The sequence below is a fragment of the Kineococcus rhizosphaerae genome, assembly GCF_003002055.1.
GTDB classification, from domain to species: domain Bacteria; phylum Actinomycetota; class Actinomycetes; order Actinomycetales; family Kineococcaceae; genus Kineococcus; species Kineococcus rhizosphaerae.
In genome coordinates this window covers 169,295-181,021 of sequence record NZ_PVZF01000010.1, presented here as the reverse complement: position 1 = coordinate 181,021, position 11,727 = coordinate 169,295, and the positions used below count along the sequence as shown (strand labels likewise).

Genomic DNA, 11,727 nt, shown 5'->3' with positions numbered 1-11,727 from the left:
GGCACGAGGCGCCGGTGGCATCGTGGACGCATCAAGAACGCATCAGCGCGGAGGAGCAGCGGTGGCCCACCCGTACCGGATCAGGGAGATCGCCCAGCAGGCCGGGCTGAGCACCGCCACGGTCGACCGGGTGCTGCACGGTCGCGCCGGGGTGCGGGCCGGGACCGTGGCCGAGGTGCACCGCGCCATCGCGGACCTCCAGCGGCAGGCCTCGCAGGTGGGGCTGGGCGGCGCGACGTTCTTCGTCGACCTCGTCGTGCTGGCCCCGGACCGGTTCTCCCGGGCCGTGCGGGCCGCGCTGGAGGCCGAGCTGCCGACCCTGCGCCCGGCGGTCGTGCGCGCCCGGTTCCACTTCCGGCAGGACGGCAGCGCGGCAGACCTCGCGGACGTCCTGGACGGCGTCGGCCGCCGGGGGTCGAGCGGGGTGCTGCTCAAGGCCCCGGACGACCCGGCGGTCGTGGCCGCCGTGGCCCGGCTGGAGGAGCGCGGGATCCCGGTCGTCACCTTCGTGACCGACGTCCCCGCGAGCCGGCGGGTGGCCTACGTGGGGATGGACGACCGGGCCGCGGGGGCCACGGCCGCGTACCTGCTGACGGCGGTGGCGCCGGGTTCGGGTGGGGTGCTGGTCTCGTTGAGCCGCAGCACCTTCCGCGGGGAGGGGGACCGCGAACAGGGGTTCCGGGCGGCGCTGCGCGAGCTCGCGCCGGGGGTCCCGGTGCACGTGGTGGAGGGCGGTGACGGCCTGGAGGACTCCACCCGCGCGTCCGTGGCGCAGGTCCTGGCCGGCGAACCGGGGATCGACGCGGTGTACTCCGCGGGCGGCGGGAACCGAGCGGTGCTCGCCGCGTTCGACGACGCGGGGCGGGTGCCGCGGGGGTTCGTGGCCCACGACCTCGACGCCGACAACGTCGTCCTGCTGCGCGAGCGGCGGCTGACGGCCGTGCTGCACCACGACCTGCGCGCCGACGTGCGCCGGGTGTGCCGGGCCGTGATGCAGGTGCAGGGGGCGCTGCCGGGGCGCCCCAGTTCGCGGCCGTCGCAGATCCAGGTCATCACGCCGTACAACGAGCCGGCGGGGCTGCTCGACGACCATTGACAGCGAAGCTATCGATAGTGAAACTGTCGATGTGCGGATCTCGGAGCTCAGCGAACGCAGCGGGGTCAGCCCGGCGTCCATCAAGTACTACGCCCGGGAAGGCCTGCTGCCCGCCGGGGAACGCACCGGCTACAACCAGACCGACTACACCGACGCCCACCTCGAGCGGCTGCGGCTCATCCGCTCCCTCATCGACGTCGGCGGCCTGTCCGTCGCGGCGACCGCCGCCGTCCTGACCGCCGTCGACGCCCCCGACCTGCCCCTCAACGAGGTCCTCGGCACCGCCCAGCAGGCCCTGCCGCAACCCGTCGCCCCGCCCTCGCGGGCCTCGGTCGAGCGCATCACCGCCCTCGCCGCCGACCACGGGTGGCACGTCCACCCCGGCAACCCCGGCGTCCGCACCGCCGCCGCCGTCCTCGACGGCTGGGCCGCCGTGGGCCGCGGGGACCTCGAATCCGTCCTGCCCGCCTACGCCCGCGCGGCGGACCTCGTCGCCGACGCCGACCTCGACGCCGTCTCGGACGCCGTCGAGGCGGCCCGCGCCGGCCGGGACCGCGCCAGCGCGGCCCAGACCGTCGTCGTCGGCACCGTCCTCGGCGACCAGCTCCTCGCCGGCCTGCGGCGCATCGCCCAGCAGAACGCCGCCGGCCGCCGCTACGGACCACCTCCCGAAGGGAACAGCTCGTGAGCACCCTCACCGCCCGTCCCGCCCTCACCCTCCCGACCCCGACGCGGTGGAACCGCCCGCTGCTCGGCCTCGCCGCGGCGACGGCCGTCCTCAGCGTCGTCGTCGCCGTCCTCGCCGTCGTCGACCCCCACCCCGTCCTCGGTCAGGACGCCTGGTTCAAACCCCTCAAGTTCTCCCTGTCCATCGGGATCTACGCCCTGACGATGGCCTGGCTCGTGGGCCTGCCCGGGCTGCGCCGGCCCCGCCTGGCCGCCGCCGCGGCCCTCGTCACCGTCGTCGGCCTCGCCATCGAGATCGCGGTCATCCTCTGGGCCGCCGCCACCGGCACGACGAGCCACTTCAACGTCTCCACGCCCCTGCACGCCACGCTGTGGGCGCTCATGGGCACCTCGATCGCCGTCGTGTGGGTCACGACCCTCGTCATCGGGCTCCTGGTGGTGCGCGCCCCGCTGCCCGACCGGGCCCGGACCCTCGCGGTCCGCGCGGGGGTGCTGCTCGGGCTCGTCGGGATGGCGCTGGCGTTCCTCATGACGTCGCCCACGGCAGCTCAGCTCGCCGACCCGCGCGGGGTCGTGGGCGCGCACGCCGTCGGGGTCCCCGACGGCGGCCCCGGGCTGCCGTTCCTCGGCTGGAGCACCACCGGCGGCGACCTGCGCATCGGGCACTTCGTCGGGTTGCACGCCCTGCAGGTGATCCCGCTGGGGCTGCTGGCGCTGGAACTGCTCGGCCGGCGGGTCGAGGCGCTGCGCGAGGAGGCCGTCCGGTTCCGGCTCGTGGCCGTCGGCAGCCTCGGCTACGCCGGGCTCGTCGCGCTGCTCACCGTCCAGGCCCTGCTCGGTCAGCCGCTGCTGCGGCCCTCGGCGATCGTCCTGGCCGTGGCCGTCGGGGGAGTCGTCGTGCTCAGCGCTGTGGCGGCAGGAGCGCTGCGCCGAGGGCGGTGAGCAGTTCCACCACCTCGGCCCGGTCGAGCCGGACCGTCGAGACGCACGTCGCGTCCTGCCACGTCGACAGGACGACCCGCCCCGCCTCGGGGTGGGTCGTCACGCGCAGGGCGCGGCCGGACCGGTCGGCGTCGCGGACGACGCCGGTGGGCACCCCGTGCTCGACCCGGCCCTCCATCCACCGAGTGTGCGCGTGCGACCGGGGGCTGTCTACGGGATCCGGGCGATCCACCCCGGGGTGGAGAACTTGGCATCGACCAGGTCCTGCGCCGCCGCGAGTTCGGCCTCGCTCAGCGCCGAGTCCGTCAGGCCGTACTGCCGGCGGAACGTCGCCACCATCGAGTCGATGACCTCCTCGCGCGGCAGGCCCGTCTGCCGGCGCAACGGGTCCACCCGCTTGGCCGCGCTCGCCAGGCCCTTGCCGGACAGCTTCTCCCGGCCGATGCGCAGGACCTGCAGCATCTTCGCCGCGTCGATGTCGTACGACATGGTCACGTGGTGCAGCACCGTCCCGTCCGCCAGCCGCTTCTGCGCCGCGCCCGCGATCTTGCCCTGCTCCGTCGCGATGTCGTTGATCGGCTGGTACCACGCCTTGACGCCCAGGTCCCCGAGCGCGACCAGCACCCAGTCGTCGAGGAACGCGTAGGACTCGGTGAAGCTCAGCCCCTCGACCAGGGAACCGGGGGCGTACAGGGAGTACGTGATGGTGTTCCCCGGCTCGACGAACATCGCCCCGCCGCCGGAGACCCGCCGGACCACCTCGACCCCGAGGCGCTGCGCCGCCTCACCGTCCACCTCGTTCACCAGCGACTGGAAGCTGCCGAGGACCACCGCCGGGCTCGCCCACTCCCACACCCGCAGCGTCGGACCGCGCCGGCCCGCGGAGACCTCCCGGGTCAGCACCTCGTCCAGGGCCATGTGCGTCTGCGGGGACTGCGGCCCCGTGTGCACGAACCGCCAGTCGTGGTCCAGCCACCCCGTCGCACCCCCGACCGCCCGGCGCACCGTCGTCGCCACGGCCTCGGGGGTGAAACCCAGCAGCACCGCGTCCCGGGGCAGCGCCGAACGGACCCGGCCGGCGATCTCGGCCGCGTCCGCGTCCGACGGCAGCCCCGTCAGCGCCGCGTCGATCGCCTCCAGGGCCTCGTCGGGTTCGAGGAAGAAGTCGCCCGACAGCCGCACGTCCGCGAGCCGGCCCCCGACCACGCCGAGGTCGACGACGACCAGCTTGCCGCCGGGGACCTTGTACTCACCATGCACGCTGGAAGGCTACGTCGTCGTGCCCGCCCCGCTTGTCGCGGTACATGAGGCGGTCGGCCTCGGCGAGGAGCGGTTCCAGGTCGCCGTCCCAGGCGGCGACGTCGAACTCGACCGCGCCGATGGACGTCGACACCGCGCACCGCGAACCGTCCGCCAGGTCCACCCCGGCGGACACCGCCGCCAGCAGGCGGTGCGGCAGGTCGCCCACCCCGTCCTCCACGAGGACGACGAACTCGTCGCCCCCGAGCCGGGCCACCACGCCCCGCCCGCCCACGACCGCCGCCACCCGGCGCACCGCGACCTGCAGGACGAGGTCCCCGGCGGCGTGCCCGTGCTCGTCGTTCACCGCCTTGAACCCGTCGAGGTCCAGCACCAGCAGGCCCCACGTGCGCGGGGAACCGCCCGGGCGGGACGGCAGGTGCGCCACCACCTCGGCCAGACCCCGCCGCGACCAGGCTCCCGTCAGTTCGTCGCGGAGCGCCGCCGTGGCCGCCGCCTCGTCCCGCTGCGCCCGGACGAAGTGCCCCAGCGCGTCCAGCAGCGCCAGGCCCAGCGCCACCGTGACCAGCCCCAGGTGCACCGGGGGCAGGGCGGTCTCGCCGCCGAGCCGGTGCACCGAGACCACCAGGACCCCCACCGGCAGGAACAACCGCGTGCCCACCCGCACCAGCAGGCGCCAGACGCCGCGCCGCGTCGCCGCCGGGGGCAGCGTCAGTCCCGCCGCCCGCTCCTCGCGCCGGGACGACAGCACCACCACGCACCCTGCGATCCCGGCGAGCGAGACCGAGTAGGCCACGACGGAGGCGAGCGCCGAGCCCTCCAGGAGCGCCACCAGCAGCGCACCGTCCCCGGCGCACACCCCGACCACCGCCCCCGCCGCGGCGCGCGCCGGGCGGGAGGCCCCGGGGCGCAGCGCTACCGAGAGCGCCGCCGCGGCCAGCAGGACGTCGAACGTGAAGAACAGCGAGTACGGGCGGCCGTCGGCGATGAACCCCCCGATCGGGGTGGTGAGGGCCACCGCGGCCGCGACGCTCACCGTCGCCTGGACGGGGGGCAGGGCACGGCCGAAGGTCCCCGGCCCCACCCGTCCCGCGGAGCGGCCGGCGAGGGCCAGCGCCAGGACGGCCGCGCCCACCGGGTAGCGCGCCAGGAACAGGGCCACCGAGGCCGCCGGTTCGTACTGCCCGTGCGCGTAGGCCACCGCGGGGGAACCGGACGACACCAGCCACCAGGAGTCCCCCGCCGCGGTCGCGGTCGCCCACACCGCGAACAGGCCGATCGTCCAGCGCGGACGGCCTGCCGGCGCCCAGGCCGCCACCGCCCACAGCACGGCGGCCGCCGCCACGTCCACGACGACGGCGGCCGAGTTCGTCGCCCCCGCCAGCGTCGCCACGGCCACGCACCACACGGCGGCCATCGCGGTCAGCGAGGCGACGAGCACGACGGTGCGGCCGTGGACCGCGGCCACAGCCAGCACCTCCCGGGAAGGAGGACCGTCCTCCGTGGTCCCACGTTCCCACGTGCCGCCCGCGGGCGGGACGCGTTCGCAGGAACCGGTCCCGGAACCCGGCGCCGGGACGGCCTCAGCCGACCAGGGTGGACCCCAGCCACGCGCGCGGCGTCCCGAAACCGGCCAGCAGCTCCCCGGTCCGCGGCCGCAGCTTGCGGCACAGGGCGTTGACGGCGCTCGTGATGGCCTTGGCCCGCAGCGTCGTCATCCGCCGGTGCTCCAGGAACCAGCCCTTCTCGGCCTCCAGCAGCGCCAGGACGTGCAGGTCGCACACGTCCGACAGCAGCGCCGCCACGGCCGGGTCGGGGCAGCGGGCGATGGCCGCCGCGAAGGCCTCCGCGACGATCCGGTCCGTGTGCGCGCGCCCGGCCAGCAGGAGGTGGTCCTGCAGGTCGTCGATCGCCGCGAACCGTTCCGCCTCCGGCCGCTGGCGGGCCTTGCGCATCCGCTTCGCCAGGGACTCGGTGACGTGGCGCTCGCGGTCGGCGAGCATCCGCAGCTGCCAGGCGCGGTCGTGCAGGTCGTCGGGCACCCGGCCGGCCTCCACGACGTCGGCGACCAGCGACCGGGCCGGGCTGCGCCCCGCGAACGTGACGACGGCGTCGCGCGCGGCGAACCGCGCCATGCCCAGGGTGTCCATGTCGGAGAACTGCTGCGCGTAGCTCGTCAGCAGACCCTTGGCGACCAGCTGCAGCAGGACCGTGTTGTCGCCCTCGAACGTCGTGAACACGTCCGTGTCGGCCTTCAGCTGCGGCAGCCGGGAGTCGGCGAGGAACCCGTTGCCCCCGCACGCCTCGCGGCACGTCTGGATGGTCCGCGTCGCGTGCCAGGTCGAGGCGACCTTCAGCGCCGCGGCGTGGGTCTCGAACGCCCGCTGCCGGGTGGGCTCCGGCTCCTCGCCGGCGAGCTGGACCTTCAGCAGCTCGTCCATCTCGCCCATCAGCTCGTCCTGGGCGAACGAGAGCGCGTACGTCGTCGCCAGCGGGACGAGCAGCCGGCGCTGGTGGGCGAGGTAGTCCAGGACGACGACCTCGCCCCCGCCGTCCGGGCGCTTGAACTGCGTGCGCCGCGCGCCGTAGCGCAGGGCGATCTCGAGGGCGACCTTCGTCTGCGACAGGGCGCCACCGGACACGCTGACGCGGCCCTTGACGAGCGCGCCGAGCATCGTGAAGAACCGCGAGTTCGCGCTCGCGATGGGGGAGGAGTACGTGCCGTCCTCGGCCACGTCGGCGTACCGGTTCAGCAGGGCGGTGCGCGGGACGCGGACGTGGTCGAAACCCAGCCGCCCGTTGTCGAGGCCGTTCAGGCCCATCTTGCGGCCGTCGTCGCCGCGCCAGACGCCCGGCAGGTTCTGCCCGTCGCGGCGCAGCGGCACGACGAACGCGTGGACGCCGCGCACCTCGCCGCCCGTGACGAGCTGGGCGAACACGACGGCGACGTCGGCGTCCTCGGCCGCGCCGCCGATGTAGTCCTTGCGGCAGCTCGGGTCCGGGGTGTGGACCACGAACTCCTGCGTCTGCGGGTCGTAGGTCGCGGTCGTCCCGATGGAGGAGACGTCGGACCCGTGCCCCGTCTCGGTCATCCCGAAGCAGCCGACGAGTTCCAGGCGCAGCAGCGGGCCGAGGAGCTCGGCGTGGTGGCGTTCGGTGCCCAGGGCCTGCACGGCCCCGCCGAACAACCCCCACTGCACGCCCGACTTGATCATCAGCGAGGCGTCGCCGAAACCGAGCATCTCGAACTGGGCGACCTGCCCGCCCGGGGAGTCGCCGCCGCCCCAGCGGGAGGCGAAACCGCGTTCGTGCCCGCCCCACGCCGCGAGCTCGCGCAGCCGGGACCGCGTGAGGTCGCGGTGCTCGCGGGTCGACAGGTCGTCGGTCGGGGTGAACAGGGACAGGGGGGCCTGGGCGCGGAACTGCTCCTTGAGGTCGGCGAACCGGCCGTCGAGCAGGCGGCGCAGGACCTCGACGTCCAGCGGAGTGTCCGGCGGTGCGTCCGAGGGGGTCTCGGCGGGGAGTTCCGGGCGGACGTCGGTGGTGGTCACGGGGTCTCCTCCGGGGCGAGGACGGCCGCGAGGCCGCCCCAGGCGAGTTGGGTCAGGTCGTGGACGAGGGTGTCGGCCGGCACGCGGTCCGGGCTGGAGATCCACCGGTCGGCCGCCGTGCGGATCATCGCGATGAGGCCGTGGGCGAGCGGGTCGGCCGAGGAGTCCCGGGCCCCGCCCACCCGCAGCTGCGCGGTGATGGTGCGGGCCGTCTCGTCGGCCACGGTGGCCGAGATGCGCTGCACGGGGTCGCTGCTCAGCGGACGTTCGAGGAAGGGGTGCTGCACGACGAACCGGTACACCTCGGGATCGGCCTCCACGAGGTGGACGTAGGCACCGATGATCGCGGCCAGGGCCTCGCGGGGCCCGCCGGCGGTGCGCGACGCCTGCCCGAGCTCGCGCAGGATCCGGGAGTTCACCCGCTCGGCGACGGCGAGGTAGAGGTCTTCCTTGTCGGTGAAGTGCCGGTAGAGGACGGTCTTGCTGGTGCCCGCGGCGGCGGCGACCTCGTCCATGCCGACGCCCGCGCCCTTGGCCGTGATCGCGCGCAGGGCGGCCGTCACGAGTTCCTCGCGCCGGCGGCGACGGTGCTCGGCCCACCGGGTGGTCCGGCCGTCCGCGACGGGTTGGTCCTCGATGACGTCCACGGTTCGACGGTACCTCGGACGACGGGTATCGGGTACCCCGAGTACCTGATAACTTCGCAGCAATCGCATCGAGGGGGATCCGTGTCCAGACGTGCCGCGATCATCGGCGGGAACCGCACACCGTTCGTCCGGGCCGGGCGCCGCTACGCGCAGGCCTCGGCGCAGGACCTGCTCGTCGCCGCGCTCGACGGGCTCGTCGCCCGGTACGGGCTCGCCGGCGAGCGGCTCGGCGAGGTCGTCGCCGGGGCCGTGCTCAAGCACAGCCGAGACCTGAACCTCACCCGGGAGGCGGTGCTCTCCACCGCGCTGGACCCGGCGACCCCGGCCTACGACGTCCAGCAGGCCTGCGCCACCGGCCTGGAGACGGCCGTCCTGGTCGCCAACAAGATCGCCCTCGGGCAGGTCGAGGCGGGCATCGCCGGCGGGACCGACTCCGCCAGCGACGCGCCGCTGGCCGTCGACGACGGGCTGCGCCGGGTCCTGCTGGACCTGTCCCGCGCCCGGACGCCGGGCGCCCGGCTGGCGGCGCTGGCCAGGCTGCGCCCCGGTCAGCTCCGGCCCGTCCCGCCGCGCAACGCCGAGGCCCGCACCGGGTTGTCCATGGGCGAGCACGCCGCCCGCACGGCCCTGGAGTTCTCCGTCACCCGCCGGGCGCAGGACGAGCTCGCCCTGGCCAGCCACCAGAAGCTGGCCGCCGCCTACGAGCGGGGTTTCTTCGACGACCTGCTCACCCCCTACCTCGGCGTGCGCCGCGACGACGTCCTGCGCCCGGACACGACCCTGGAGAAGCTGGCCGCGCTGGAACCCGTGTTCGGCCGCGACCTGCCCGGTGAGGCGACCATGACGGCCGGGAACTCCACCCCCCTGACCGACGGGGCGGCCGTCGTCCTGCTCGCCTCCGACGAGTGGGCCGCCGCCCGCCGGCTGCCCGTCCTGGCCCACCTCGTCGACGCCGAGACCGCCGCCGTCGACCACGTCCACGGGGCGGGGCTGCTCACCGCGCCCGTCGTCGCCGCGCCGCGGCTGCTGCAGCGCCACGGGCTGAGCCTCGCGGACTTCGACCTCGTCGAGGTGCACGAGGCGTTCGCCTCGACGGTGCTGGCGACCCTGGCGGCCTGGGAGGCCGACGGGCTCGGCACGGTCCCCTCCGACCGGCTCAACGTCACGGGCTCCTCGCTGGCGACGGGGCACCCGTTCGCCGCGACCGGGGCCCGGCTGCTGGCCACCACGGCCAAGCTCCTGCACGAACGCGGGGGCGGCCGGGCGCTGATCTCCGTCTGCGCCGCCGGCGGGCAGGGCATCGTCGCGATCGTGGAGGCGTGATGAGCGCGATGTCGGACCCGTACGGGAGCTTCGTGCGCACCGGCCCCGGCAAGCTGCTGGCCGCCAGGACCGGGCTGCCCAGACCGCCGAGGTTGCGCCGGTCCGTCCCCGGCCAGGGCCTGCTCGACGGCCCCGCCGCCGTCGTCGGGCTGCCCGGGGCGTCGCGGGTCGACGAGACCACCCTGTGGCTGCGCAACGCCGGGGTCCGGATCGCGCGCGGGGAGGAACCGCTGGCCGCGCTCGTCGTCGACGCGACGGGCCTGCGCACGGTCGCGGACCTCGACGAGCTGCTGACCCTCGCGCCGCTCTTCCGGCGCACGACCGGCCGGGTGCTCGTCCTGTCCGCCGTCCCGGCGACCCTGACCGACCCCGAGGCCCGGGCCGTCCAGCAGGGGCTGGAGGGTTTCGTGCGGAGCCTGGGCAAGGAGGCTCGCGGTGGCACGACGGTGAACCTGCTGCGCGTCGCGGAAGGGGCCGGCACCGCGCTGCGCAGCGCCGTGGAGTTCTTCTGCTCGGCCCGCTCGGCGTTCGTCGACGGGCAGCCGCTCGTCGTCGGCCCGGGGGTGCCCGTGGTGCGCCGGGACCGGCCCGTCGCCGTCGTCACCGGTGCGGCGCAGGGCATCGGGGCCGCCACGGCCCAGGTCCTCGCCCGGTCCGGGCACCACGTCGTGTGCGTCGACGTCGCCGCGGCGGGGGAGAAGCTGGCCGCCGTCGCGAACTCCGTGGCGGGGTCCACGCTGCACCTGGACGTCACCGCCGCCGACGCACCGGCGGCGCTGGCCACCCACCTCGCCGACCGGTTCGGCGGTGCCGACGTCGTCGTGCACAACGCCGGGATCACCCGGGACCGGTCCTTCGTGAACCTCGACGCCGCGGCCTGGAGCTCGGTGCTGGCCGTGAACCTCGGCGCCCCGGTCCGGCTCACCACGGCCCTGCTCGAGCACGACGGCGCGCTGGCCCCGGGAGCCCGGTTCGTGTGCCTGTCCTCCATCAACGGGCTGGCGGGGGCCAAGGGGCAGACGAACTACGCGACCAGCAAGGCCGGGCTCGTCGGGCTCGTCGAGGCGCTGGCCGGGCCCCTGGCGGAACGCGGTCTCGCGGTCAACGCCGTCGCCCCCGGGTTCATCGAGACCCCCATGACCGCGGCCATGCCGCCGATCCCGCGCGAACTCGGGCGGCGGACGTCGAGCCTGCAGCAGGGCGGCCTGCCGATCGACGTCGCCGAGGCCATCGGCTGGCTCGCCCAGCCCGACGCCGCCGGGATCGACGGCCAGGTGCTGCGGGTCTGCGGCCAGAACCTCCTGGGGGCCTGATGGAACGCATCCTCACGTCGGCCCCCTCGCTGGGGGCGCTCTACGCCCGCGCCCTCGTCTCGCGGCCCTCCCGTTCGCTGGACTTCCCGCGCGTCCGGGTCGTCCAGCGCGGGGTCCGGTTCGACCTCGACCAGCTCGCGCGGTTCTGCCGGCTGACGGGTTTCCCCGTGCGCGACACCGTGCCGCTGCCGTTCCCGCAGGTCGTCGGTTTTCCGCACCAGATCGACCTCATGGTCCGCGAGGCGTTCCCGTTCACCGTCGCGGGTGTCCTGCACCTCGGGCAGGAGATCGCCCAGTCCCGCGCGCTCGGGGTGGGGGAGGAGTTCGACCTGGCGGTGCGGGCCGTCGGGATGCACGCCCACCGGCGCGGGGCGACGGTCGACCTGCTCACCGAACTCAGCGCGGCCGGCGAGGTCGTGTGGACCGGACGCAGCCGCTACCTCGCGCGCGGGGTGCGCTGGCCCGGCAAACCCGTCGAGGCGCCGAAGCTGCCCGCCCCCGAGGGGGAGGGGACGCTGTGGCGGGTCCCGGCCGACACCGGCCGCCGGTACGCCGCGGTCAGCGGGGACCGCAACCCGGTCCACCTCTCGCCCGTGACGGCCAGGGCGTTCGGGTTCGGCCGCGCCATCGCCCACGGGATGTGGACGGCCTCGCGGGCCCTGGCCGACCTCGCCGGCCCCGCGCCGGACTCCGCGCGGTACGAGGTGCAGTTCGGGGCGCCGCTGTTCCTGTCCTCGAGCGTCCGGCACGTCGCGCGGCGCACGGAGGACGGGTGGGCCGGTGCCGTCCGCAGCCGCGACGGGCAGCGGGTGCACCTCGCGGCGCGGCTGACCGTTCCGTGAACTCCCCCGACCGGACGCGTCTCCGAGCCGGTCCTGTACCATCCGGTACACCAGGTTCCGACCGCC

The 11,727-nt window shown here is 75.4% G+C and carries 11 protein-coding genes; 6 read left to right on the top strand and 5 right to left on the bottom strand.

What is annotated here, in order from left to right:
• Positions 1-61: 61 nt before the first annotated feature.
• From CLV37_RS19295 to CLV37_RS19285, 3 genes are read left to right on the top strand one after another with little or no spacing between them, the layout of a single operon-like run.
• On the top strand, positions 62-1,096 hold the full coding sequence (locus tag CLV37_RS19295; protein ID WP_106213442.1) for a LacI family DNA-binding transcriptional regulator: 1,035 nt from the start codon (positions 62-64) through the stop codon (positions 1,094-1,096).
• 31 nt (positions 1,097-1,127) lie between these two features.
• The gene (locus tag CLV37_RS19290) at positions 1,128-1,784 is read left to right on the top strand and encodes a MerR family transcriptional regulator (protein WP_106213440.1); all 657 of its coding nucleotides are present in this window, start codon (positions 1,128-1,130) and stop codon (positions 1,782-1,784) included.
• The gene (locus tag CLV37_RS19285; protein ID WP_106213438.1) at positions 1,781-2,725 is read left to right on the top strand and encodes a hypothetical protein; all 945 of its coding nucleotides are present in this window, start codon (positions 1,781-1,783) and stop codon (positions 2,723-2,725) included. Before CLV37_RS19290 ends, CLV37_RS19285 begins: the two co-directional genes overlap by 4 nt.
• Here the strand turns inward: CLV37_RS19285 and CLV37_RS19280 are convergent.
• From CLV37_RS19280 to CLV37_RS19260, 5 genes are all read right to left on the bottom strand, one after another.
• A complete protein-coding gene (locus CLV37_RS19280; RefSeq protein WP_146149495.1) occupies positions 2,685-2,903 on the bottom strand; it encodes a hypothetical protein in 219 nt (72 codons plus the stop codon). The genes CLV37_RS19285 and CLV37_RS19280 overlap by 41 nt on opposite strands.
• A gap of 32 nt (positions 2,904-2,935) precedes the next feature.
• The gene (gene lplAB / locus CLV37_RS19275; RefSeq protein ID WP_106213434.1) at positions 2,936-3,985 is read right to left on the bottom strand and encodes a lipoate-protein ligase LplAB; all 1,050 of its coding nucleotides are present in this window, start codon (positions 3,983-3,985) and stop codon (positions 2,936-2,938) included.
• Positions 3,975-5,453, bottom strand: a complete 1,479-nt coding sequence (locus tag CLV37_RS19270; protein ID WP_106213432.1) for a GGDEF domain-containing protein — start codon at positions 5,451-5,453, stop codon at positions 3,975-3,977. Before CLV37_RS19270 ends, lplAB begins: the two co-directional genes overlap by 11 nt.
• A 115-nt stretch (positions 5,454-5,568) precedes the next feature.
• Positions 5,569-7,536 (bottom strand): acyl-CoA dehydrogenase family protein, encoded by a 1,968-nt coding sequence (locus tag CLV37_RS19265; protein WP_106213430.1) that lies wholly within the window; start codon positions 7,534-7,536, stop codon positions 5,569-5,571.
• Positions 7,533-8,183: a TetR/AcrR family transcriptional regulator gene (locus CLV37_RS19260; RefSeq protein ID WP_170127372.1), complete on the bottom strand. Its 651-nt coding sequence runs from the start codon at positions 8,181-8,183 to the stop codon at positions 7,533-7,535. The genes CLV37_RS19265 and CLV37_RS19260 overlap by 4 nt, the downstream gene beginning before the upstream one ends.
• 81 nt (positions 8,184-8,264) lie before the next feature.
• On the opposite strand from CLV37_RS19260, the gene CLV37_RS19255 reads away from it, so the two are divergent.
• Genes CLV37_RS19255 through CLV37_RS28620 form a run of 3 tightly spaced genes read left to right on the top strand, consistent with a single transcriptional unit; the run spans position 8,265 to position 11,661 of the window.
• Entirely contained in the window at positions 8,265-9,506 is a 1,242-nt protein-coding gene (locus CLV37_RS19255) for an acetyl-CoA C-acetyltransferase (protein ID WP_106213426.1), read from the top strand.
• On the top strand, positions 9,506-10,819 hold the full coding sequence (locus CLV37_RS19250; RefSeq protein ID WP_211298781.1) for a 3-oxoacyl-ACP reductase: 1,314 nt from the start codon (positions 9,506-9,508) through the stop codon (positions 10,817-10,819). The genes CLV37_RS19255 and CLV37_RS19250 overlap by 1 nt, the downstream gene beginning before the upstream one ends.
• Entirely contained in the window at positions 10,819-11,661 is an 843-nt protein-coding gene (locus CLV37_RS28620) for a MaoC family dehydratase (protein ID WP_106213424.1), read from the top strand. The genes CLV37_RS19250 and CLV37_RS28620 overlap by 1 nt, the downstream gene beginning before the upstream one ends.
• Positions 11,662-11,727 lie beyond the last annotated feature (66 nt).